The following is a 21,960-nucleotide window of genomic DNA, read 5'->3' on the forward strand; positions in this document are numbered from 1 at the left end:
TCCTCCTCAGCGGAGTCGGCGCAGATAGGGGTCCTGCGGCCGGCGGGGCAGCAGGCGCACGCGCGCGTCGAGCACGGTGACCCGGCCCGGTGTCGCGAGAACGGGGTTGAAGTCGGCCTCGGCCAGTTGCGGCAGGTCGCTCGCCATCCGGGACAGCCGCAGCAGCACCTGTTCGAGGCCTTCGAGGTCGACGGATCGCGCGCCGTCCGCGCCGAAGAGCAGCGGGGCGCAGCGCGGGGAGGTGATCAGGTCGTGCACGTCGTCGTCGGTGAGCGGTGCCAGGCGGGCCGCGTGGTCGGCGAGGATCTCGGTGGCCGTGCCGCCGAGTCCGAACAGGACCAGCGGTCCGAAGACCTCGTCCTGGACCACGCCCGCGAACAGTTCGGTGCCGCGGTCGGCCAGGGGCTGCAGGACCACGCCCGTCAGCCGGCCGGCGAACCGGGTCTCCAGGTCGCGGAAGGCGGCGCGTATCTGGGAGTCGCCGCGCAGATCGAGGTGGATCGCGTGTTCGACGGACTTGTGCAGGAGGCCCGGCCAGTGGCCCTTCATGACCACCCGGCCGTCGGCGCCGCGCAGCCGGTCGGCGGCGAGGACGGCGTCGTCCTCGGTCTCGGCCCAGGCCCACGGGGACAGCGGGATGCCGTAGCAGCCGAGGAGTTCGGCGCACCCGCGGGGGTCGAGCCAGCCGCCGTCGGGGTGGGCGTCGAGGTAGGCCTCGACCACGGCATGGGCACGGTCGGTGTCGACGTCGTCGAGGGCCGGGACGGTGCCGACGGGGCGGGCGATCCAGGCCGCGCGGCGGGCCGCGTGCGCCAACGCCCGTGCGGCCGCCTGGGGTTCGGCGTACGAGGGGATCGCGCCGCCGTCCGTGGTCGCCAACAGCTCGACGGGCAGGGCTTGTTCGAGCCGTACCACGGCGATCGGCTTGGTTCGTCGGGCGGGTGCGCGGGTGAGGGCCCGGACGAGGTCGTCGCCGGTCGCCTCGGCGACCGCCGTCGGGACCAGGGCCACGAGGACGGCGTTGAATCCGTTGTGGCGCATGATCCGGTCCACGCAGTGGGCGAGTTGCTCCTCGGTGACGGCCGCGGTGGCGTCGACGGGGTTTCCGGCGGCGGCGCCCTCGGGGAGTACGGCGAGCAGGTCGTCGATGAGTTGCGGGGTCGGCGCCGGCAGGTTCAGTCCGGCCTCGGCACAGGCGTCGGCGGCGAGCACGCCGGCGCCGCCCGCGTTGGTGAGGATCGCCACGCGAGAGCCCGCGGGCAGCGGCTGGGCGTGCAACAGGGCCGCGGCTTCCAGGAGTTCGCCGACCGAGCGGGTGGCGGTGATGCCGGCCTGGGTGAACAGGGCGCCGCGGGTCATGGTGCGGGTGGCCGCGGCCGCGGTGTGCGAGGCGGCGGCGCGGCGGCCCGCGTCGGTACGGCCGGCGTCGACGGTCAGCACGGGCATACGGCGGGTCACGCGCCGGGCGGTGCGGGAGAAGGCCCGCGGGTTGCCGAAGGACTCCAGGTGCAGCAGGGCCAGATCGGTGCGGCCGTCGCTCTCCCACCACTGGAGCATGTCGTTGCCGCTGACGTCGAACTTGTCGCCGAGGGAGACGAAGGACGAGACGCCTATGCCCAGCCGGGACATGCCGTCCAGGAGGGCGATGCCCACTCCCCCGGACTGCACGGCGACACCGGCGGTGCCGGGGCTCGGATGGTCGGCGGCGAAGGTGGCGTCCAGGGACAGGGCCGGGTCGGTGTTGGAGACGCCGAGGCAGTTGGGGCCGACGAGCCGCATGCCGTACGTCCAGCAGAGGGCCATCAACTCCCGCGCGTGGTCGGCGTCGAGACCAGCGGTGATGACGAGGAGGGCCCGGACGCCCGCCTTCCCGCACTCCTCGGCCGTCGCCGGGACCGCTGCGGCGGGTACGGCCACGACGACCAGGTCGGGGATCCTGGGCAGGGCCGCCACCGAGGGGTACGCCAGCACGCCGAGGATCGAGGTCGCGGCGGGGTTCACGGCGAACAGACGCCGGGTAAAGCCGCCGGAGCGCAGGTGGTGCAGGACCGCCCGGCCCACCGAGCCCGGCTTGCGGCCGGCACCGACGACGGCCACCGCGTCCGGCCGCAGCAGCGGTTCGAGGCTGGCGACATCGGCCGCCCGGCCCCGCTCCTCGGTGGCCGACAGATACCCCTCGCTCTCGTCGAGGGCGAGGGTGCAGCGCGTCTCGGGTCCCTCGAAGCGGCGGACGGTGCGCAGACCGAGGTCGGCGAAGAGTTGCAGCACCTCGCGGTTCTCGCTGAGAGCGTCGGCCGTGAACATCGTGATGCCCTCGGCCCGGGCCGCGGAGACGAGGTGTTCGACCAGCAGTGTGCCGACGCCCCGGTGGTGCAGTCCGTCGGCGACCGCGATGGAGATGTCGGCCTCCGTGCCGGTGCCGGAGGTGTCGTACTCGGCGAGCCCGACGATCCGGCCCAGGGTCTCGGCAATGAGGGCGCGGTATCCGGGGTGCGGGGACGCGCACGCCCGTTCGGCGGCCATCTCGCCCGCGCGTCGGCTGATCCCGAAGAAGCGCAGCCGCAGGTTCTCCGGGGACATCTCCTCGTAGAAGCCCCGCAGTTGGTCGTGGTCGCCGGGCCGTGTCTGCCTGATGCACACCGTGGTGCCGTCCGCGAGCAGGGCGTGGACGGTGGGCCTGCTGAGCGCGTCGTGCGTCATCGCGGAATCCCTTCCAGGTCTGTTGACACTCCGAGCGTCCGCCGGGACGGGCCGCGCTCCCATGGGCTGTCCGGGTGCGGATCGAGGGCCGGTCGGCCCCTGATGGGGGCCCGTTCCGGGCGTTCCACGGCCGATGGCGCGCGGGAGCCGTGACCTGCCGGGTGGCCCCTCCGCAGGGCCGGGTGGCCCATGGTCCGGGCAAAGCCGGTGGGCACACCCTGGAGGTGGCAGTTCCGTACGCCTTACTGGAGGCACGCCATGAACGGTCCGGTAACCATGAGCATGCCGCGCGCGCTCCCCGCCGAGTACCGGGAGCGGTTGATGGAGCTGGCCCACGAGGTGTCGTATCCCCAGGGCACCCGGCTCTTCGAGGAGGACCGCCGCGCGAGCCGCTTCTGGATCATCCGCAGCGGCACGGTCGACCTCGACATGCACGTACCCGGCCGCCGGGCGGCCGTCATCGAGTCCCTCGGCCACAACGAACTGGTCGGCTGGTCCTGGTTGTTCGCCCCGCACACCTGGCATCTGGGTGCCGAGGCGGTGACCCCGCTCCGGGTCTACGAGTTCGACGCCGAGGCCGTGCGTGCCGCGTGCCGGCAGGATCCGGGGTTCGGGCTCGCCGTCGCCGAGTGGGTGGGCCAGGTCGTGGGGCACCGGCTGCGCGCGGCACGCACCCGGCTGCTGGACCTGTACGGCCCCTACGGCAGCGGGAGCCCCCGATGACGACGGGATCCCCGCACATCGTGAGCGATGTGATGACCCGCTCGGTCGCCACCGTCGACGGCGCGGCGTCCTTCAAGGACATCGTGCGGACCATGCAGGAGCGCAAGGTCAGCGCGCTGCCGGTGGTGGACGGCGCGGACCGGGTCCTCGGGGTGGTCTCCGAGGCCGATCTGCTGCCCAAGGAGGAGTTCCGCGACAGCGACCCCGACCGGTACACCCAGCTGCGGAGGCTGTCCGACCTGCGCAAGGCCGGCTCGGTCACGGCCGCCGAGCTGATGACCTCGCCCGCCCTGACCGTCCCGGCGGACGCCACGCTCGCGCAGGCCGCGCGGGACATGGTGCGGGCCCGTGTGAAGCGGCTGCCCGTGGTCGACGACGACCGCCGGCTGCTGGGCATCGTCAGCCGGGCCGACCTGCTGAAGGTGTTCCTGCGCGAGGACGAGGAGATCGCGGAGGAGGTCCGCCGGGAGGTGGCCGCCTACCTCTTCCCCGCCCCGGACTCGCAGGTGCGGGTGGAGGTCGCCGAGGGCGTCGTGACGCTCGGCGGCCGGGTCCGCGACACCTCCCTGGTGCCCGTGGCGGCCCGTCTGGTGCGGGCGGTCGAAGGAGTGGTGGACGTGCGCTTCGCACTGGACGGACAGAACCCGTCCGCGGTCTGACGACAGGGGTTCCCCAGGGTGCACCATGGTCGAAGTGGGGCCGGTCGGCCCTAGTACGACCGGCCCCGGCACGTGATGATCGTGGGCACGGACGTCCGGAGTACGTCTCACACCGGGGAACAAGGGGTCGTCATGACCGAGGCACGTACCTTCACGGCGCAGGACCCGATCCGCGTCTTCCTGCTGGACGACCACGAGGTGGTCCGCCGCGGCCTGTCCGACCTGCTGGACTCCGAGCCGGACATCAGCGTGGTCGGCGACGCGGGGAACGTGGAGCACGCCCTCGTACGGGCTCCCGCGGTACGGCCGCACGTGGCCGTGCTGGACGTGCGGCTGCCGGACGGCGACGGCATCTCCGTCTGCCGTGAGCTGCGCAGCAACATGCCGGAGCTGGCCGTCCTGATGCTGACGTCGTTCGACGACGAGGAGGCGCTGCTCGACGCGATCATGGCCGGTGCGTCCGGCTATGTGCTCAAGCAGATCAAGGGCTCGGACCTGGTCTCGGCGGTGCGCACGGTCGCCTCGGGCCAGTCGATGCTCGACCCGGCGACGACGGCCCGGCTGATGCGTTCCCTGCGCGCCGAGCCGGCCGGTGCGCCGGAGGTGGCGCCCGAACTGGCCGGCCTGTCCCCGCGCGAGCGGGAGATCCTGGCGCTCATCGGGGACGGCCTGACCAATCGCGAGATCGGCAAGAAGCTCTATCTGTCGGAGAAGACGGTCAAGAACCACATCTCCCGGCTGCTGGCCAAGCTGGGCGTGCAGCGCCGGGTGCAGGCCGCTGTGCTCGCCTCGCACCTGGAGCAGTCCGAACAGGACGCCCCGCGTCCGCGGTGAGTTCCGGGGCCGTACGGCGCGGGGCGGGGACCGTACGGCCCCTGCCCCGCAAGGTCGGGCGGGGCCACTGTGGAGAGGGTCATCGACCAGTTCCACCGCCCCTTCGGCAGAGGGCGGGGAGGAGACCCTCATGTCCACCGCGCTGCTCGACGTGGCGACACTGGAGAAACTGATCTCCGCCGCCGTGGCCGCCCCCTCGATCCACAACACGCAGCCCTGGCGGTTCCGGCTGGACCCGGACACGCCCGCGCTGGAGATCCGGGCCGCCGCGAACCGCGGTCTACGGCACATCGACCCGGCCGGACGGGCGTTGCACCTCTCGGTCGGCTGCGCGCTGTTCAACCTGCGGCTGGCGGTCGCGCACCACGGCTGGGAACCGGTGACCCGAGTGCTGCCCAGTCCCGCCGAGCCGGGCCTGCTGGCCGCCGTCCGCCTCGGCGGACCCACGCGCATCTCGCCGGCTCCGGGGTTGTACGACGCCGTGTGGCGCCGGCACAGCAGCCGCTTCCCGTTCTCCGAACGGCCGTTGCCCACCGCCCTGTTGAGCGAGCTGGCCGAGGCCGCGCACGCCGACGGGGCGCTGCTCGGCTTCGCCGACCCGGACGAGCGGGACCGCCTGCTGCGGGTGACGCTGGAGGCGGAGCGGCGCACCACGGCCGACCGCGACCGTTCCTCGGAGAGCCGCCGCTGGGTCCGGGAGCCGGACGCCGCCGCGCTGGGCATACCGCCGACGGCCGTCGGGCCGCAGGACTACCGCGACCGGGTCCCGATGCGGGACTTCGGCGCCCATCGCCACCCCGCCGCACTCGCCGCCCGCGTCTTCGAGGAACGGCCGACGATCGCCGTACTGTCCACGGCACACGACCGCCGGGCGGACTGGCTGCGGGCCGGGCAGGCACTCCAGCACGCCCTGCTGGTCGCGACGGTCCACGGCGTACGGGCCTCGCTGCTGCATCAGGCCATGGAGTGGCCCGACCTGCGCGGGGAACTGGTCCGTGGACCGGAGGACGGGCGGGCGCACGCCCAGATGGTCATCCGTCTGGGCTACGGCCCGGAGGGGCCGGCCTCCCCGCGTCGTACGGCGGCGCAGTCGCTGGAGCGGGACCGGCTCGCGGCACCGGGCTGAGCCGGGGCCCACCTCGGTACGGCACCGGGTCCGCGCCTTCCGCGCACCGCTCCGCGGACAGCTCGCCGACGTCCTCCGGCGCGGGGCACTGCCACTCGTGGATACTTCCCGCGCCATGGATGCAGGGGGTGGTCAGCTTCCGTCGATCGGACTCCGCTTCATCTCATGCCCGCCGTCCCGTCCGCGGACGGACTCCAGCCCTCCATCCACGAGATGCTTAATTGCATAATTTCGCAATTGGTTAGATGCTCTGTTTACTGTGTTGGCAGGTAGCTATGGGCGCGGCGATCCGCATCCCCCAGGGTCAGGCGTCCGAAGTGGGAAATGAGGGGCTCGTCGTGTCGGTTCCGCTGTATCAGGCCAAGGCCGAGTTCTTCCGGATGCTGGGGCATCCCGTACGGATACGGGTGCTGGAGCTGCTGCAGGACGGCCCGATGCCGGTACGGGAACTGCTGGCCGCGATCGAGGTGGAGCCCTCCAGCCTGTCGCAGCAGCTCGCGGTGCTGCGCCGGTCGGGCATCGTCACCAACCGGCGCGAGGGCTCGACGGTGGTGTACGCCCTCGCCGGCGGGGACGTGGCGGACCTGATGCAGGCAGCGCGGCGGATCCTGACCGAGATGCTCGCGGGACGGAACGAGCTGCTGGCCGAGCTGCGGGAAGCCGAGGTCGCCGCGCGATGAGGATCCCTCTCGGCCGGGCGCGGGCCCGGCTCGCGGTGCTGCTGCCCGGCCGCGGTGATCTGCTGGAGGCACGTCGCGACCCGCGCCGGGACCTGCTGGCCGGTCTGACGGTGGCGGTCGTCGCGCTGCCGCTCGCGCTCGGTTTCGGCGTCTCCTCCGGGCTCGGCGCCGAGGCAGGGCTGGCGACCGCGGTCATCGCCGGCGCGCTCGCCGCGGTCTTCGGCGGATCCAATGTGCAGGTGTCCGGCCCGACCGGCGCGATGACCGTGGTGCTGGTGCCGATCGTCGCCGAGCACGGGCCGTCCGGAGTGCTCACGGTGGGGCTGATGGCGGGGGCGATGCTCGTCGCGCTCGCCCTGCTCAAGGCCGGAAAGTACATGCAGTACGTGCCCGCGCCGGTGGTGGAGGGCTTCACTCTCGGTATCGCCTGCGTGATCGGCCTGCAGCAGGTCCCGAACGCGCTCGGGGTGCCCAAGCCGGACGGCGACCGGGTGCTGGTGGTCACCTGGCGCGCACTGGCGGAGTTCGCCGAGCACCCGAACCGGACCGCCCCGGCCTTCGCCCTGGCGGTCGCCGCCGTCATGCTGATCGGCGCCCGGTGGCGGCCCGCGATCCCGTTCTCCATCGTCGCGGTGATCGGCGCGACGGTCGTGGCGCAGGCGGCGGGGCTGGACGCGGCGAAGCCGATCGGCGATCTGCCGTCCGGCCTGCCCGCGCCGTCCCTCGCCTTCCTCGATCCGGGTGCGCTCGGCTCGCTGCTGGCCCCGGCGATGGCGGTGGCAGCGCTGGCCGCGCTGGAGTCCCTGCTGTCGGCCTCGGTCGCCGACGGCATGACGGTGGGCCAGCGGCACGATCCGGACCGCGAACTGTTCGGGCAGGGACTGGCCAACGTGGTGGCCCCGCTGTTCGGCGGCGTCCCGGCGACCGGTGCCATCGCGCGCACCGCGGTCAACGTCCGTACCGGCGCCGGGTCCCGGCTGGCGGCGCTCACCCATGCCCTGGTCCTCGCCGTGATCGTCTTCGCCGCCGCGCCCCTGGTCTCCAGGATCCCGCTCGCCGCGCTCGCGGGCGTGCTGCTGGCCACGGCGGTCCGCATGGTCGAGGTCGGCTCGCTTCGGGCGATGGCCGGGGCCACGCGTTCCGACGCCCTGATCCTCGTCCTCACCGCGGTCGCGACCCTCGCCCTCGACCTGGTGTACGCCGTGGTCATCGGCCTGGTGGTCGCCGGTGTCCTGGCGCTGCGGGCGGTCGCCAAACAGGCCCGCCTGGATCAGGTGCCGCTGGACCGGGGTGACCACAGCGGGGAGGAGCACGCGCTGCTCGCCGAGCACATCGTGGCCTACCGCATCGACGGGCCACTGTTCTTCGCCGCCGCCCACCGCTTCCTGCTGGAGCTGGCCGAGGTCGCCGACGTCCGCGTCGTCATCCTGCGCATGTCCCGCGTCAGCACCATCGACGCCACCGGTGCTCTCGTCCTCAAGGACGCCGTTCAGAAGTTGCAGCGGCGCGGCATCGTCGTCATGACCTCCGGGATACGCCTCGGCCAGCGCCAGGTCCTGGACTCGGTGGGCGCACTGGAGCTCCTGTGCCTGGAGGGGCGTGAGTACGCCACCACGCCCGAGGCGATCGACAGCGCTCGCGCCTACCTGGAGGGTGCCGGTCTCATGCCGCTCCCCACCCGGGCGTCCCGTCCCGTCAGCGAGGAAACAGAGGAAGCCGTCGGATGAGCACTGCGCCCGCATCGCTGCGCATGGTCGAGGTCTCCGGGGCGGAGGCCCTGTGGCTGCCACCCGCTTCGGCAGCCGCGGTTCCTTTGAGGGCGACCTCCCATGTGGACGAGGTCCGCGAAGCGACCGGCACGGGCCGGCGCGTCAGCGTCGCAGGACCGGTCGAGGTGATCACCGACCTGGACGTGGCCGCCCACTACCTGCGCACCCTCGCCGGCTGGAGTCACGGCCCGCACGACACCCTGCTGCGTCTGCACCCCCAGATGGTGAGCGGACTCCGTCCCACCCGCGCGGGGGCGTGATGAGCACCCGGCTCGAAGCCCTCCCCCACCGGCACGTGGTGACACTGCCCGCGATGCCTTCCGCCGTGCGGATGGCCCGGGAGACCGCGGAGCAGGCACTGGCCGAGTGGCGCATCAGCCCCCGCCACCCCACCGTCGGCCCGGCCCTGCTGATCCTGAGCGAGCTGGTCACCAACAGCGTCCGGCATGCCGCCACCGTCTCTCCGCAGGTGACCGTCATCTACGCGGCCGGTGAGGACTGCCTGGCCTTCGCCGTCCACGACCGCCACCCCCACCAGCCGGCCCTGTACGGCGCGACCACCGACGCCGGTGCCCGCGGTCTGGCCACCGTCATGGAGCTCACCCTCGGCCTGGGCGGCACCGCGGTCGTCCGCAGCGACGCCGACGGCAAGGGCAAGAGCATCTGGATCACCCTCCCCCTCTGAACCGAACAGGCCGACCGCGCAAGGAAGTTGACGACCATGACCATCGAGTGGCGCTACACCGCGGAGCAGGACCTCGGCGTCCTGTCCGTCTCCGGATACCTGGGCCCGGACGCCGTCCGCCGCTTCGACGGTGCCGTCGGCTGGGTGGTGGGACGCGGCAGCGGACCGGTCATCGTCGACCTGACCGGACTGCGCGGCTGGTCGGCCGAGGGGCAGTTGGCGATCACCGAGGCCGCACGACGTCTGGCCGCAGCGGGCCGAGATCTGGAACTGGCCGCGATCCCCGCCGACGGCTCCCTCGTTCCGGCGGGCGACTGCCCGCCCATTCCCGTGCACGCCGACCTGATCGCCGCGCTCACGGTGCACAGCGCACTGAACGGCGAGCCGGCGGCGGGCCGCCGAGAGTGGCGGACCACTGGGTGGCCGACCGCGGACCACGAGGACGGGTGACCCCACGCCGGCCGGGGGCGAAGGCGCCCTCCGTGTCCCGTCGGGGTGCGACGGTGCGGAAGTCCTCCTTCGTCGCGATGGCCACGTCCTGGGCGCCACCCGTCGCCGCGAGTTGCCGGCCGGAGGTGCATGCGGCGACCGCGCGCCTCAGTCGGCGGTGCCCTCATAGGCAGCTTTCGCGGCGGCCGCCCCGGCGGCGGACATGGGTCCCACGCCCTGCGCGTGCAGATCGGAGGGTGACAGCGCCGGCGCCGCGAATGTCCTCCAGCGCGGGACGCGGGCTGCCGTCCACGTCATCGCGGTCGGCGACCGGCTCACCGCCCGTGGCTATGGCACCCCGGAACATCCGGTAGCCATGATTGCCGCGTTGCGCAGACAGGCCGCCACCACCCGCACACCGGGCAGTGCGGCGACCGCGACGGCCGCCCCGTTCGGGCGTCAGCGGCACCAGGCGCGCGACGAACTGGCCGTGGCGCAGATGGGCCGGTGAGAGCGACCAGGGGCAGTCGGGCGTGACGGCGTAGCGGGCGTCAGCCGTCCGCGCGCCGGACGGCTGGGCGTAGACGGCGACGGCCTTCTCCCTCCACGACGGCGACACTCACCGCCGTCGTGGAGGACAGCACATCGACGACGACCAGATGTCCACCGCCCCGGCCAGGCGGCCCGCTCCGGCCGGCCCCACTCGAAGCCGGTCCCGCTCCCGGTCACATCGCCCCTCGTGCTCGGATTCGGCGTGGCCGCTGCCGCAGGCGAGGATGGGCGGCATGTCTTTGACGAATGGGTGGATGCGATGCGCCGGGGACCGGACGCGACAACCGTGCTGCTCCGCCGGGGAGGTGACGGCACGATGAGCACGCCGCTTTACCAGCTGAAGGCCGAATTCTTCAAGACGCTCGGGCACCCTGCCCGTATCCGGGTCCTGGAGCTGCTGAGCGAGCGCGAGCACGCGGTCGCGGAGATGCTGCCCGAGGTGGGCATCGAGTCGGCGCACCTCTCCCAGCAGTTGGCCGTGCTGCGCAGGGCGAACCTGGTGGTGACCCGCAAGGAGGGCTCCACCGTCTACTACTCGCTGACCAGCCCGTACATCGCCGAGTTGCTGCGGGTCGCGCGCACCATCCTGTCCGGGGTGCTGGCCGGGCAGGCCGAACTGCTCGCCAACCTCCAGGCGGGCCAGTCCCGGGCGGAACCGCCGTCGTAGCGACGGCCCACCATCGACAGCCGCCTCCTCGGAGTTGACAGCTCTCCGTCCTGCGGGAGGGGAGGCGGCCGTCTTCACCTCCGAGTGACGCAACCCCGCTCGCGGGTGACCCGTCGGTCACCTGCGGACAAGTCCAGCGGCAAGGGAGTTCGGAGATCGCGGACGCCCGTGATCAGTGTTCAGTGAGGCTGGGCCCGTTCTCGCGCAGCACGGACAGCCGGCCCCGGTACTCCTCCTCGTCGATCTCGCCGCGGGCGAACCGTTCGGCGGGCACCGTCCGGCGGCCTGGCGAGCACGACGACTCCCGGCACCACGGTGGTCCAGCCGAGGGTGTGGTCGATGCGCTCGCGCAGGGCCTCGGCCGTCTCGGGCTCGCCGCGTCGGCCCCGGTGGCCGGGCGGCGGGCATGCTGTACCGGGGTGACGGGAAGGCCCCATGTGCCGCTCGTGGCCGAGCCACGTGTGCGCGACCGGGCACCTCCCCGGTCGCGCACACGCCGTGCGTCATGGTGAGCCCCTGCGCTCAGCCGGTCCGCACGGGGATGGTCCTGGTGCCTGCCGTCTTCCCCGGCACCGGGACCGTGATGGTCAGGACACCGTCCTTGTACTCCGCGGTCGCCTCGTCGCCGTCGGCGCCGGCCGGCAGCCGCACGGAGCGGGTGAAGGTGCCGTAGCGGAACTCGGTGTGGTGCTTCTCCTTGGTCTCCTCGGTGCGTTCGGCCCGCAGGGTCAGGATGCCTTCGGTGACGGTGATCTCGACGTCCACGGCCGGGTCGATGCCAGGCAGTTCGGCCCGCAGGACGTAGGTCTCGTCCGTCAGGTTCTCCTCGATGCGGATGCCGTGCGTCCCGGGAACCGCGTGGACCGCCGGGATTCCGGCCTCGACCCAGCCGAACAGGTCGGGGAAGGCCGGCCAGCCGGGCAACCGTTCGATCATGCCGCTCATCTCACCCTCCTCCTCGTGTCTTCCTGGTTCCAGGATCGTGCGCCGTGGCGGGTGTCCGCGTGGGCCGGTCGGTCCTGAGCCGGGCCCGTTCGGTACCTGTCAGCCGTTCATCCGTTTCCGCCACTGCGGACCGATCCGGTCCCACTCCGTGGCCCACTCCGCCAACCGCCGGCGTTCCAGACGAACGCACACCAGCCGACCGCAGACGAGCACGAAGCACCAGGCGGCCAGACCGGTCGACGCGCCTATGAGGTCCGTCTGGAAACGGGCCGCGGTGGCGGAGGGCGGCCTGCGCACCAGCCGGCCGTCGGTGTCGGTCCACACGGTGACCCGGTCGCCCTTCACCCCACCCGCTTCGACCTGGGCAGGGCCCGTCCGTGCCGTTCCGTCGGCGGCGGTCCAGCGCACCGTCGCCCACACCAGGTCGTCGCTGTAATACCTCGGCGCGGTCGTGGGCCGTGGCGCGTTCTCGGTCAACACGGCCTGTGTCAGGGCCAGTTCCGCACGGCGCTCTGCCAGGCTCCGCTCCGTGTGCGCGGCGTTCGTCACCCCCGCGAGCAGTCCCGCGGCGAGGGCGAGGAGCCAGGCGCCGAGGACGATCCAGGCCTCCAGGCGGTCGCCCGGGCGCCGCAGCGGGTTGTGGCGCCACCGCCAGAACAGCACCTTTCCCGTACGGATGCGTCGTGTCTTCACCATCGGTCGGCGCTCCTCTGCGCTGCGGCACACCCGGTTGTGGTTCGTCGCTGGAAACGTCTCATCCGAGGCGCGTGTGCCAGAGGGGCCGACGGGGGCCGATCAACGGGCCGTCCGGCTCTCCTCCGGGCCCAACTGGTCCCCCGCGTAGGGGAGATCGGGATCGAGATCCGGAACACGGGGGTCCCGATGGGCACTTCTGGCGTGTCCCGCCCATACGGTGCGCCGCCCGCGGACAGGCTCGGGCGTTTGAGGGCACTAAGCGACATTCCGGGGTGAGGACGCCACGAACGCTGTGAGATGTCCGAATCGTCGTCGGGGTGGAGGTGAGGCGCGGGTGGCCGACCATGTGAGGACGGAAAACACGCCGGCTGCCGGTGGGCCGGAGCGGTGCCGGTGCGGCGCGACGGTCGGCTCGGGCGAGCCGGGGCGGGCCGAGGAGAGGTTCCGGGGGCTGCTGGAGGCCGCGCCGGACGCCATGGTCATCGTCGACGACACCGGAACCATCAGGCTCGTCAATGCCCAGACCGAGGCGCTCTTCGGCTACCGGCGCGAGGAACTGCTCGGGGGGCCGGTGGAGTTGCTCATGCCGCACCGCTTCCGCCCCCAGCACACCGTGCACCGGGGCGGATACGCCGCGAACCGTCAGGTGCGGCCCATGGGGGCCGGTTTCGACCTGCACGGGCTGCGCAAGGACGGTACCGAGTTCCCCGTCGAGATCAGCCTCAGCCCGCTGGAGACGGCGGACGGTCTGCTCGTCTCCGCCGCCGTGCGGGACGTCAGCGACCGCAAGGCCGCCGAGGCCCGCATCAACGAACTCGCCGCGCTGGTCGAGTCGTCGCAGGACGCGATCCTCGCCAAGACCCTCGACGGGTACATCACCTACTGGAACGCCGCCGCACAGGACCTGTACGGCTACACCGCCGAGGAGGCCATCGGCCGGCACGTCTCGCTGCTCTCCCCGCCCGAACTCGACGACGAGATCAGCGCGTTGCTCGAACGGCTGCGGGACGGTGAGAAGGTCGAGCACTTCGAGACACTGCGGGTCACCAGCGCCGGGGCCCTGCTGGACGTCGACGTCACCCTGTGGCCGACCCGGGACACCCGCGGCACGGTGGTGGGCGCGTGCGCCATCGTGCGGGACATCAGCGACCGCAAGCGGGCGGAGGCCGAACTCACCGTCCTGTACGAGCAGCAGCGGCACATCGCCCTCACGCTGCAGCGCTCCCTGATGGGCACCCCGCCCGCGCTGCCCGGACTGGCCACGGCGAGCAGGTACCGGCCGGCCACACAGGGCGCGGGTGTGGGCGGTGACTGGTTCGACCTGATCCCGCTGGGGGCCGACCGGGTGGGCGTGCTGATCGGTGACGTGATGGGCCGGGGCCTCGAAGCCGCCGCCGTCATGGGGCAGTTGCGCTCGGCGGCGCACGCGCTGGCCAAGACCGGCATGCAGCCCCGGCAGCTGATGCAGGCCCTGGACACCTGCGTGGCCGACCTGGACGTGCCGGACCAGCTCGTCACCTGCTGTTATCTGGTCATCGCGCCGGACACCGGCACCGTGACGGTGTGCTCGGCCGGGCACCTGCCGATCCTCGTGGCGGGCGCGGCCGACGAGGTCAGCCGCCTGTCCTCCCCCGTCAACGCCCCGCTGGGCGTGGGCGACATCCTGTACGAGCAGTCCTGTACGGCGATACCGCCGGGCGCGACGCTGGTGCTCTACACCGACGGGCTGATCGAGACGCCGGGCAGCGACATCGAGGAGCGGGTGGGTGAACTCTCCGTCGTCCTGGACGAGTTCCTCGCCGGCACACCGTGTCTGGAGGCCACGGCCGACCATGTCCTCGCCAGCCTGCTGCCCGACCCGGAGAGCCACAACGACGACGTCACGCTCCTGCTGGCCCAGTTGCCCGCCGCGCCGCTGGCGGCCCTCGGCGTCGATCTCGCGGCCGAGCCGGCTTCGGTCCCGGAGGGCCGGGCGTTCCTGCACAAGGCGCTCACCTCGTGGAACTGCGCCACGAGCACCGACGAGGCACTGCTCCTGCTGTCGGAGACACTGACCAACGCGGTGCAGCACGCACAGGGGCCGATCGGCGTGCACCTGCACCGCACGGCGACCGACCTCACCGTGGAGGTCAGCGACCACAGCCCGCAACTGCCCCAGCCGCGGCTCGCGGCCGAGGACGAGGAGTCCGGGCGGGGTCTGATCCTGGTGCGGGCCCTCGCCGACACCTGGGGCGTACGGCCCACCGACGAGGGCAAGACGACGTGGTTCACGCTCCGGCTGTGAGCCGCGCCGTCCGGGCGGCCCCCTCCGGCCAGACGACCTCGACCGGGATCCCACGCGCGCGGGCGTAGGCGACGAGGTGGGCGGTGGCGTCCGTGCCGTCGGACGGCGACCCGTCCCAGACGGCCAGCACGGAACGGCTCGAACGGACGAGGAGTTCGTCGGCGCCGATGCAGTCGTCACGGTCGGCGGGGTCGAAGGCGGCCAAGCGGACCTCCCTGGCCTGCAGCAGCAGTTCGCGTGCTCCGTCCCGGTCGGGGCCGGGCAGCGGCGCGGGCACCGAGTGCTGGGAGGGCAGCAGCACGACGAGCCTTCGGCCGGACGCCCGCACCGCCCGCCCGAAGGCCACGGGCAGCCCCGCCCCGGCGCGCACCAGTCCGGCCGCGCCGTCCTCGGCACGTTCCAGGCGGTCCCGCAGTTCGGCCTCGACCGACTTCAGGGACACGGAAGTCAGGTCCCCGTGTCCGACGACGCCGATCACCGGACGTCCCCGGGCGCGGGCCTGCCGACCCGCACCACGTCCGCCCGCCGCCGGTACACCAGATACGGCCGGGTCAGATAGCCGACCGGCGCGCTCCACACATGCACGAGGCGGGTGAAGGGCCAGGCGGCGAAGAGGAGACAGGCGGTGACGGCGTGAAGCTGGAACAGCAGGGGGACGCCGCTCATCGCCTCCGGCTGAGGCTGGAGGGTGAACACACCGCGGAACCAGACGGAGACGGTCTCGCGGTAGTCGTAGCCGCCGCCGAAGACGTTGTGTGTGGCGGTCGCCGAGATGCCGAGCAGGACGGTGGCAGCCAGTAGTGGGAAGAGCAGCTTGTCGCTGCGGTCGGTGGTGAGCCGGATCCGGCGGGTCAACAGCCGTCGCGCGCACAGCATGCCGAGACCGGCGACCATGGCGACGCCCGCGACGGAGCCCAACCAGACGGCGGTGAGGTGGTACGCGTGCTCGGAGATGCCGGCGGACTCGGTCCAGGAGGCGGGCACCGCGAGACCGACGACATGTCCGGCGATCACCGCGAACGCGCCCAGGTGGAACAGCGGGCTGCCCCAGCGCAGCCACCGGCGTTCGAGGAGCTGGCTGGTGTGGGTGGTCCAGCCGAACTGGTCGTGCCGGTAGCGCCAGACGTGGCCGACGACGAAGACGGCGAGGCAGACGTAGGGGAAGGCGACCCACAGCAGGAGGTCGGCGGTCGAGGAGTTCATCGGTCGTCCTCCTGACGTGTGGGCGGGGCCTGCTCGGGCGGGGTGAAGGTGCCGGGCGGGGCGAACTCGCCGTTGCCGTACGGGTCGAGGCCCACCTCCTCGGCGGGCGGTCCCTGCGCGGCCAACTCGGCTACCGCCGCCAGGTCCGCCTCGGTGGGCGGCGGCAGCAGGGAGCGCAGGGCGGCGAGCAGGTGGTGGTAGGGGGAGCCGGCGTCCGTGAGGGCGTGGTGGATCAGCTCAAGGCCGCGCCGGTGCTGCCGCAGCGGTGCCTCGCCGCGTCCGGGTCCGGCCAGCGCGGCGAACTCCAGAACGACTGGGAGATGGTCGGGCAGTTCACCGCCGTCGATCTCCCAGCCGGCCGCACGGTAGCGCTGGGCCAACGCGAGCAGGGCCATGCCACGGCGGCGGGTGTCGCCGTGCAGGTAGTAGGTGAGGTAGAGGCTGCTCTTGCGGCGCAGGTCGAACATCTCGACGTAGTGCCGCTCCAGCGCATCGGGCTCCTCGGTCGTGAACCAGGCCATGAAGGCGGTGAGTTGGGTGGCGGCCTGGGAGACGGGGAGTGCGGTCACCGCGTCCGCCAACTGGCGCCTGTCAGCGCACAGTTCGGCATCCGGGTACACCAGGAGCAAGGACAGCAACCGCAGTTGCAGGGCGTGGCGCTCGGCCTCGTCCGGTGTCGTCGCCGTACGGCGGCGGGAGGCCGCGCGGATGCGGGTGCGGACGATCGCCGGGATGGTGGCTGGCAGCGGGCTCATGGACGGCCTCCGTCGGTCGCGCGGCGCAGGGTGGGCATGCCGAGCAGGACCCGGCGTTCGGACGGTGCGTCGCCGGACTCCACCGGGCAGCAGTTCTCCATGGCGGAGAGCGCAGCCGCGTCCTCCTTGTGCGCGGCGGGGACGACGTACCGGTCCTGGTACTTGGCGACGGCGAGCAGGCGGTGCAGGTCCTCGGCCTCGCGTGCGGTGAGCCCGACCGCCGTCAGGGCGTGCTCGTCGGTCTCCTCGCCGAGGGTGCGGGTGCGCATGTGGGAGCGGAGTGCGGTGAGTTTCATCAGGACTCCGGCCACCACGTCGGTGTCGCCTGCGGTGAACAGCTCGGCCAGGTACTCCAGCGGGATGCGCAGCCGGGTGACGGCGGCGAAGACGTGGTCGGGGTCGTCCTGGTCGCCGCCCGCGCCGGTGACGGCGTCGAGGACCGGGGAGAGCGGCGGGACGTACCAGACCATGGGCAGGGTGCGGTACTCCGGGTGCAGTGGCAGCGCCACCTTGAAACGGCAGACGAGGTCGTACACCGGGGAGCGGCGGGCCGCCTCCAGCCAGTCCTCCGGGATGCCCGACTCCCGTGCGGCGGCCCGCACTTGGGGGTCGTTCGGGTCGAGGAAAACCCCGCGCTGGGCGTCCAGCAGGTCCTGTTCGTCCGGGGTGGCCGCGGCCTCGCCGACGCGGTCGGCGTCGTAGAGGAGGAGGCCCAGGTAGCGCAGCCGTCCGACGCAGGTCTCGGAGCAGACGGTGGGCTGGCCGGCCTCGATGCGCGGGAAGCAGAAGGTGCACTTCTCGGCCTTGCCGGTGGCGTGGTTGACGTACACCTTCTTGTACGGGCATGCCGTCACGCACATCCGCCAGCCCCGGCAGCGGTTCTGGTCGACCAGGACGATGCCGTCCTCGACGCGCTTGTACAGGGCGCCGGACGGACAGGCCGACACGCAGGCCGGGTTGAGGCAGTGCTCGCACAAGCGGGGCAGGTGGAAGAGGAAGGTCTGCTCGAACTCGAACTTCACCTTCTCGGCCCACTCACCGGTGAGGTTGGGGTCACCGCCCGCGTTCTCGGGGGCGCCGCCGAGGCCGTCCTCCCAGTTGGCGCCCCAGGTGATGGCGGTGGGTCTGCCGGTGAGGACCGAGCGGGGGCGGGCGACCGGGATGTCCTGTCCAGCCGGGGCGCTGACCAGGTTGTCGTAGTCGTAGGTGACCGGCTCGTAGTAGTCCTCGATGGAGGGCAGGTCCGGGTTGGAGAAGAGGGACAGCAGGCGCTTGACGCGGCCACCCGAACGCAGGACCAGGCGGCCCCGCTTGTCGAGCATCCAGCCGCCCTTCCACTGCTCCTGGTCCTCGTAACGGCGCGGGTAGCCGACGCCGGGCTTGGTCTCGACGTTGTTGAACCAGGCGTACTCGACGCCGGTGCGGTTGGTCCACGTCTGCTTGCAGGTGACCGAGCAGGTGTGGCAGCCGATGCACTTGTCGAGGTTCATCACCATCGCCACTTGGGCCATCACGCGCATCTCAGTACTCCGCTTCCTGGCTGCGGCGGCGGATGACGGTGACCTCGTCGCGCTGGTTGCCGGTCGGGCCGTAGTAGTTGAAGGCGTAGGTGAACTGGGCGTAGCCGCCCGCGAGATGGGTGGGCTTGAGCAGCAGCCGGGTCAGGGAGTTGTGGATGCCGCCGCGCCGGCCGCTGACCTCGGTCTTCGGGACGTTCACCGTGCGATCCTTGGCGTGGTACATGTACACCGTGCCCTCGGGCATGCGGTGGGTGACCACGGCACGGGCGGCGACGACGCCGTTGCGGTTGTAGGCCTCGATCCACTCGTTGTCCTTGACGCCGATCTTCTCGGCGTCCTCCACGGACATCCAGATGACCGGGCCGCCGCGGGACAGGGCGAGCATGTAGGCGTTGTCCTGGTACTCGGAGTGGATGGACCACTTGGAGTGCGGGGTCAGGTAACGGACCGTCACTTCGGCCTGGCCGTCGCGGAGATGTTCGTCGCCGTAGTGGCGGCGGGCGTCCAACGGGGGCCGGTAGACAGGGAGTTGCTCGCCGAGTTCGGCGATCCAGTCGTGCTGGACGAAGAAGTGCTGGCGTCCGGTGAGGGTGTGCCAGGGCTTGCGGTGCTCGACGTTGATGACGAAGGGCGAGTAGCGACGGCCGCCGGTCTCGCTGCCCGACCACTCGTACGAGGTGATGACCGCCCGGGGCTGGGTGCGGGTGTCGGCGAAGGTGATCCGCTCGGCCTCGCGTTCGGCGGCGAGTTCCACCAGGCCCTCGCTGCCCGTCTGTTCCTGGAGTTGCCGGAAGCCTTCGGTGGCGAGCCGGCCGTTGGTGGTGCCGGACAGGGCGAGGATCGCCTCGCACATGTCGGAGGCGGTGGCCAGGGAGGGACGGCCCTCGGCGATGCCCTCGCGGACGGTGCCGCAGCGGTGGCGCAGTTCGTCGATCTCGCGGTCGGGGTGGACGGTGACGCCCTTCGTGGTCGTCCCGAGCCGGTCAAGGAGCGGTCCGACGGCCCGCATCTTCTGCGCTACGGCCGCGTAGTCCCGCTCGATGGTGACCAGCTTCGGCATGGTCCGTCCGGGGACCGGCTCGCACTCCCCCGCCTTCCAGTCCCGTACGGTCCCGCCGGGCTGGGCGAGTTCGTCGGGGGTGTCGTGCAGCAGCGGTACGGCGAGGACGTCGGTGCGCGTGCCCAGGTGCCCGGCGGCGAGTTCGCTGAACCTGTCCGCGATCGTCAGGAAGGTGTCGTAGTCGGTGCGGGCCTGCCAGGGCGGGGCGATGGCCGGGGTGAAGGCGTGCACGAAGGGGTGCATGTCCGTGCTGGAGAGGTCGTCCTTCTCGTACCAGGTGGCGGCCGGCAGGACGACGTCGGCGAGCAGGCCGGTGGAGGTCATCCGGAAGTCCATGGCGACCAGCAGGTCGAGCTTGCCCTCGGGCGCCTCGTCGTGCCAGACGACGTCCTCGGGGCGGGCCTCGGGTGGCGTCTCCTCGCTGCGTACGGCGCTGTCGGTGCCGAGGAGGTGACGGAGGAAGTACTCGTTGCCCTTGCCGGATGAGCCGAGCAGGTTGGCCCGCCAAACGGTGAGCACACGTGGGAAGTTGGCCGGGTCGTCGGGGTCCTCGACCGCGAACCTCAGCCGTCCGGCCTTGAGTTCGTCGACGATGTGCTCGGCGACGGGGCGCTTCTGCGCGGCGGCCTCGTCGGTCAGGTCGAGCGGGTTGCGGTTGAAGCCGGGGTGGCCGGGGGTCCAGCCGAGGCGTACGGCCTGCGCGAGGGTGTCCGCGAAGGCCTTGCCCTTGAAGCGGCCCTCGCCGAGCGGGGAGGCCAACTCGTCGGGACCGAAGGCCTCGTAGCGCCACTGGTCGGTGTTGAGGTACCAGTACGAGGTGCCGGCCATGTGCCGGGTGGGCCGCTGCCAGTCGAAGGCGAAGGCCAGGTGCTGGAGGCCCGTGATCGGGCGGATCTTCTCCTGGCCGACGTAGTGGGCCCAGCCGCCGCCGTTGACGCCCTGGCAGCCGGTCATCGTGGTCAGTGCCAGGAAGGCGCGGTAGATGGTGTCGGAGTGGAACCAGTGGTTGGTGCCGGCACCCATCGCGATCATCGAACGGCCCTGCGTACGCTCGGCGTTGCGGGCGAACTCGCGGGCGATGCGGGCGGCCTGTGCGGCGGGGACCGAGGTGATCGTCTCCTGCCAGGCGGGCGTGTACGGCTGGGACGCGTCCTCGTAGGACGTGGGCCAACTGCCCGGCAGACCTGGGCGGTTGACACCGTACTGGGCGAGCATCAGGTCGAAGACCGTGGTCACGAGCCGGCCGCCGACACGGCGGACCGGGACGCCGCGCATCATGGTCGAGCCGCCCTCGGTGGCACCCTCGTCGAAGCGCGGAAGGGCAATCTCGACGACGTCCTCGGCTCGCTCAAGCAGACTCAACTCGGGCTCGACTTCGCCGAGTTCGAGGTTCCAGCGGCCTCGCCCGGCTTCCCCCCACCGGAAGCCGAGCGAGCCGCCCGGGACCACCGGTTCCCCGGTGGCCCGGTCCAGGAGGACGGTCTTGGATTCGGCGTGTTCCTCGTCGTCGCGGCCGAGATCGGCGGCCGTGAGGAACCCGTTGGGGACCAGACCGTGGTCACCGTGCTCGCGCAGGGTCACGAGGAACGGCGCGTCCGTGTACGTCCTCAAGTACTGCTGGAAATACGGCACTTCGCGGTCGACGAGGAACTCGCGCAGGATCACGTGCCCCATGGCCATCGCCAGCGCGCCGTCGGTGCCGGGGTGCGGGGCGAGCCATTCGTCGGCGTGCTTGACGTTGTCGGCGTAGTCGGGGCTGACGGCGACGACCTTGGTGCCGTTGTAGCGGGTCTCGGTGAGGAAGTGCGCGTCAGGGGTGCGGGTGACGGGGATGTTGGAGCCCCACATGATCAGGTAGCCGGCGTTCCACCAGTCGGCGGCCTCGGGTACGTCGGTCTGGTCGCCGAAGACCTGCGGGGAGGCGATCGGAAGGTCCGCGTACCAGTCGTAGAAGGAGAGCAGGGTGCCGCCGATCAGCGACATGAAGCGGGCCCCGGCGGCGAAGGAGGCCATGGACATCGCCGGGATCGGGGAGAAGCCGGCGACACGGTCGGGGCCGTACGTCTTGATGGTGTGGACGTGGGCGGCGGCGACCAGCTCGCTCACCTCGTCCCAATTCGCCCGCACCAGGCCGCCCTTGCCGCGGGCCCTCTTGTAGGCGCGGGCCTTCGCGGGGTCGGCGGTGATCTCGGCCCAGGCGGCCACCGGGTCGTCGAGGCGGCGGCGCGCCTCGCGCCACAGTTTCAGCAACTCGCCCCGGACATAGGGGTAGCGGACGCGGCTGGGTGAGTAGGTGTACCAGGAGAAGGAGGCGCCGCGCGGGCAGCCGCGGGGCTCGTACTCGGGGCAGTCGGTGCCGATGGACGGGTAGTCGGTTGCCTGGTGTTCCCAGGTGATGATGCCGTCCTTGACGTACACCATCCACGAGCAGGAACCGGTGCAGTTGACGCCGTGGGTGGAGCGCACGACCTTGTCGTGCGCCCAGCGGTCGCGGTAGAAGCCCTCCCATTTGGGGTCGGCCTCGGTGAAGACGGCCCGGCCGTCGGCCGACACCTCACGGCGCGTCAGCAGACGGCGGGCGGCGAGCGGCCAGCCCTCGGCGGCGCTGCGCCGTGCGGGGCGAGCGGTCTTGTCGTTCTCCATGAACCGGGACGCTATGCGGGGCAGTGGCCG

At 72.1% G+C, this 21,960-nt stretch carries 21 protein-coding genes; 12 read left to right on the plus strand and 9 right to left on the minus strand.

Features of this window, described 5'->3' with window-relative positions; genetic code table 11:
• Positions 1-6: 6 nt before the first annotated feature.
• Positions 7-2,700, minus strand: a complete 2,694-nt coding sequence (locus AB0M63_RS18205; RefSeq protein ID WP_366020073.1) for a GNAT family N-acetyltransferase — start codon at positions 2,698-2,700, stop codon at positions 7-9.
• A gap of 258 nt (positions 2,701-2,958) precedes the next feature.
• Between AB0M63_RS18205 and AB0M63_RS18210 the strand changes: the two genes are divergently transcribed.
• The 9 genes from AB0M63_RS18210 (at position 2,959) to AB0M63_RS18250 (ending at position 9,626) form a co-directional block, all read left to right on the plus strand.
• On the plus strand, positions 2,959-3,423 hold the full coding sequence (locus tag AB0M63_RS18210) for a cyclic nucleotide-binding domain-containing protein (RefSeq protein WP_355901672.1): 465 nt from the start codon (positions 2,959-2,961) through the stop codon (positions 3,421-3,423).
• Positions 3,420-4,082, plus strand: coding sequence for a CBS domain-containing protein (locus AB0M63_RS18215; RefSeq protein WP_355901673.1), 663 nt, complete (start codon positions 3,420-3,422; stop codon positions 4,080-4,082). Before AB0M63_RS18210 ends, AB0M63_RS18215 begins: the two co-directional genes overlap by 4 nt.
• Positions 4,083-4,214: 132 nt before the next feature.
• Positions 4,215-4,916, plus strand: coding sequence for a response regulator transcription factor (locus AB0M63_RS18220; protein WP_355901674.1), 702 nt, complete (start codon positions 4,215-4,217; stop codon positions 4,914-4,916).
• Between the two features lie 130 nt (positions 4,917-5,046).
• Positions 5,047-6,042 (plus strand): hypothetical protein, encoded by a 996-nt coding sequence (locus tag AB0M63_RS18225; protein ID WP_355901675.1) that lies wholly within the window; start codon positions 5,047-5,049, stop codon positions 6,040-6,042.
• A 338-nt stretch (positions 6,043-6,380) separates the two neighbouring features.
• Positions 6,381-6,722: a metalloregulator ArsR/SmtB family transcription factor gene (locus tag AB0M63_RS18230; protein WP_355901676.1), complete on the plus strand. Its 342-nt coding sequence runs from the start codon at positions 6,381-6,383 to the stop codon at positions 6,720-6,722.
• Positions 6,719-8,449 carry a SulP family inorganic anion transporter gene (locus tag AB0M63_RS18235; protein WP_366020074.1) on the plus strand — a complete coding sequence of 577 codons (1,731 nt, stop codon included), beginning with the start codon at positions 6,719-6,721 and terminating at the stop codon, positions 8,447-8,449. Before AB0M63_RS18230 ends, AB0M63_RS18235 begins: the two co-directional genes overlap by 4 nt.
• The gene (locus AB0M63_RS18240; RefSeq protein ID WP_366020075.1) at positions 8,446-8,751 is read left to right on the plus strand and encodes a pyridoxamine 5'-phosphate oxidase family protein; all 306 of its coding nucleotides are present in this window, start codon (positions 8,446-8,448) and stop codon (positions 8,749-8,751) included. Before AB0M63_RS18235 ends, AB0M63_RS18240 begins: the two co-directional genes overlap by 4 nt.
• Positions 8,751-9,176, plus strand: coding sequence for an ATP-binding protein (locus tag AB0M63_RS18245; RefSeq protein ID WP_355901679.1), 426 nt, complete (start codon positions 8,751-8,753; stop codon positions 9,174-9,176). Before AB0M63_RS18240 ends, AB0M63_RS18245 begins: the two co-directional genes overlap by 1 nt.
• A gap of 36 nt (positions 9,177-9,212) precedes the next feature.
• Positions 9,213-9,626: an anti-sigma factor antagonist gene (locus tag AB0M63_RS18250; RefSeq protein WP_366020076.1), complete on the plus strand. Its 414-nt coding sequence runs from the start codon at positions 9,213-9,215 to the stop codon at positions 9,624-9,626.
• Between the two features lie 147 nt (positions 9,627-9,773).
• Here the strand turns inward: AB0M63_RS18250 and AB0M63_RS18255 are convergent, their stop codons facing one another.
• A complete protein-coding gene (locus AB0M63_RS18255; RefSeq protein WP_355901681.1) occupies positions 9,774-9,944 on the minus strand; it encodes a hypothetical protein in 171 nt (56 codons plus the stop codon).
• A gap of 49 nt (positions 9,945-9,993) precedes the next feature.
• Here AB0M63_RS18255 and AB0M63_RS18260 point away from each other — a divergent pair, with 49 nt between their 5' ends.
• Both AB0M63_RS18260 and AB0M63_RS18265 read left to right on the plus strand, forming a co-directional pair.
• The gene (locus tag AB0M63_RS18260; RefSeq protein WP_366020077.1) at positions 9,994-10,116 is read left to right on the plus strand and encodes a hypothetical protein; all 123 of its coding nucleotides are present in this window, start codon (positions 9,994-9,996) and stop codon (positions 10,114-10,116) included.
• 357 nt (positions 10,117-10,473) lie between these two features.
• On the plus strand, positions 10,474-10,824 hold the full coding sequence (locus AB0M63_RS18265; RefSeq protein ID WP_366020078.1) for a metalloregulator ArsR/SmtB family transcription factor: 351 nt from the start codon (positions 10,474-10,476) through the stop codon (positions 10,822-10,824).
• Positions 10,825-11,346: 522 nt separating this feature from the next.
• On the opposite strand, the gene AB0M63_RS18270 is transcribed toward AB0M63_RS18265, so the two are convergent.
• Together AB0M63_RS18270 and AB0M63_RS18275 are read right to left on the minus strand one after the other, a co-directional pair.
• Entirely contained in the window at positions 11,347-11,769 is a 423-nt protein-coding gene (locus tag AB0M63_RS18270; RefSeq protein ID WP_355901683.1) for an Hsp20/alpha crystallin family protein, read from the minus strand.
• Positions 11,770-11,868: 99 nt separating this feature from the next.
• Positions 11,869-12,465 (minus strand): hypothetical protein, encoded by a 597-nt coding sequence (locus tag AB0M63_RS18275; protein ID WP_366020079.1) that lies wholly within the window; start codon positions 12,463-12,465, stop codon positions 11,869-11,871.
• A 451-nt stretch (positions 12,466-12,916) separates the two neighbouring features.
• Between AB0M63_RS18275 and AB0M63_RS18280 the strand changes: the two genes are divergently transcribed.
• Positions 12,917-14,749, plus strand: a complete 1,833-nt coding sequence (locus AB0M63_RS18280; RefSeq protein ID WP_366020379.1) for a PAS domain S-box protein — start codon at positions 12,917-12,919, stop codon at positions 14,747-14,749.
• Here AB0M63_RS18280 and AB0M63_RS18285 read toward each other — a convergent pair.
• From AB0M63_RS18285 to AB0M63_RS18305, 5 genes are read right to left on the minus strand one after another with little or no spacing between them, the layout of a single operon-like run.
• A complete protein-coding gene (locus AB0M63_RS18285; protein WP_366020080.1) occupies positions 14,733-15,227 on the minus strand; it encodes a hypothetical protein in 495 nt (164 codons plus the stop codon). The genes AB0M63_RS18280 and AB0M63_RS18285 overlap by 17 nt on opposite strands.
• Positions 15,224-15,952, minus strand: a complete 729-nt coding sequence (gene narI, locus AB0M63_RS18290; RefSeq protein WP_366020081.1) for a respiratory nitrate reductase subunit gamma — start codon at positions 15,950-15,952, stop codon at positions 15,224-15,226. Before narI ends, AB0M63_RS18285 begins: the two co-directional genes overlap by 4 nt.
• A complete protein-coding gene (gene narJ, locus AB0M63_RS18295; protein ID WP_366020082.1) occupies positions 15,949-16,707 on the minus strand; it encodes a nitrate reductase molybdenum cofactor assembly chaperone in 759 nt (252 codons plus the stop codon). The genes narI and narJ overlap by 4 nt, the downstream gene beginning before the upstream one ends.
• Positions 16,704-18,227, minus strand: coding sequence for a nitrate reductase subunit beta (narH, locus tag AB0M63_RS18300; RefSeq protein ID WP_366020083.1), 1,524 nt, complete (start codon positions 18,225-18,227; stop codon positions 16,704-16,706). The genes narJ and narH overlap by 4 nt, the downstream gene beginning before the upstream one ends.
• A gap of 1 nt (position 18,228) precedes the next feature.
• On the minus strand, positions 18,229-21,930 hold the full coding sequence (locus tag AB0M63_RS18305; RefSeq protein ID WP_366020084.1) for a nitrate reductase subunit alpha: 3,702 nt from the start codon (positions 21,928-21,930) through the stop codon (positions 18,229-18,231).
• Positions 21,931-21,960 lie beyond the last annotated feature (30 nt).

The organism is Streptomyces sp. NPDC051576, from assembly GCF_040681835.1.
In the GTDB taxonomy this organism is placed as follows: Bacteria; Actinomycetota; Actinomycetes; order Streptomycetales; family Streptomycetaceae; genus Streptomyces.

What these genes read in the sequence shown, in the direction of transcription:
- AB0M63_RS18305 (WP_366020084.1), bottom strand. Translation starts at nt 21,930, where the DNA reads ATGGAGAACGACAAGACCGCTCGCCCCGCACGGCGCAGCGCCGCCGAG.
- AB0M63_RS18265 (WP_366020078.1), top strand. Translation starts at nt 10,474, where the DNA reads ATGAGCACGCCGCTTTACCAGCTGAAGGCCGAATTCTTCAAGACGCTC.
- AB0M63_RS18215 (WP_355901673.1), top strand. Translation starts at nt 3,420, where the DNA reads ATGACGACGGGATCCCCGCACATCGTGAGCGATGTGATGACCCGCTCG.
- narH (WP_366020083.1), bottom strand. Translation starts at nt 18,227, where the DNA reads ATGCGCGTGATGGCCCAAGTGGCGATGGTGATGAACCTCGACAAGTGC.
- AB0M63_RS18250 (WP_366020076.1), top strand. Translation starts at nt 9,213, where the DNA reads ATGACCATCGAGTGGCGCTACACCGCGGAGCAGGACCTCGGCGTCCTG.
- AB0M63_RS18245 (WP_355901679.1), top strand. Translation starts at nt 8,751, where the DNA reads ATGAGCACCCGGCTCGAAGCCCTCCCCCACCGGCACGTGGTGACACTG.
- AB0M63_RS18220 (WP_355901674.1), top strand. Translation starts at nt 4,215, where the DNA reads ATGACCGAGGCACGTACCTTCACGGCGCAGGACCCGATCCGCGTCTTC.
- AB0M63_RS18225 (WP_355901675.1), top strand. Translation starts at nt 5,047, where the DNA reads ATGTCCACCGCGCTGCTCGACGTGGCGACACTGGAGAAACTGATCTCC.
- AB0M63_RS18240 (WP_366020075.1), top strand. Translation starts at nt 8,446, where the DNA reads ATGAGCACTGCGCCCGCATCGCTGCGCATGGTCGAGGTCTCCGGGGCG.
- AB0M63_RS18275 (WP_366020079.1), bottom strand. Translation starts at nt 12,465, where the DNA reads ATGGTGAAGACACGACGCATCCGTACGGGAAAGGTGCTGTTCTGGCGG.
- AB0M63_RS18210 (WP_355901672.1), top strand. Translation starts at nt 2,959, where the DNA reads ATGAACGGTCCGGTAACCATGAGCATGCCGCGCGCGCTCCCCGCCGAG.
- AB0M63_RS18270 (WP_355901683.1), bottom strand. Translation starts at nt 11,769, where the DNA reads ATGAGCGGCATGATCGAACGGTTGCCCGGCTGGCCGGCCTTCCCCGAC.
- narJ (WP_366020082.1), bottom strand. Translation starts at nt 16,707, where the DNA reads ATGAGCCCGCTGCCAGCCACCATCCCGGCGATCGTCCGCACCCGCATC.
- AB0M63_RS18205 (WP_366020073.1), bottom strand. Translation starts at nt 2,700, where the DNA reads ATGACGCACGACGCGCTCAGCAGGCCCACCGTCCACGCCCTGCTCGCG.
- narI (WP_366020081.1), bottom strand. Translation starts at nt 15,952, where the DNA reads ATGAACTCCTCGACCGCCGACCTCCTGCTGTGGGTCGCCTTCCCCTAC.
- AB0M63_RS18235 (WP_366020074.1), top strand. Translation starts at nt 6,719, where the DNA reads ATGAGGATCCCTCTCGGCCGGGCGCGGGCCCGGCTCGCGGTGCTGCTG.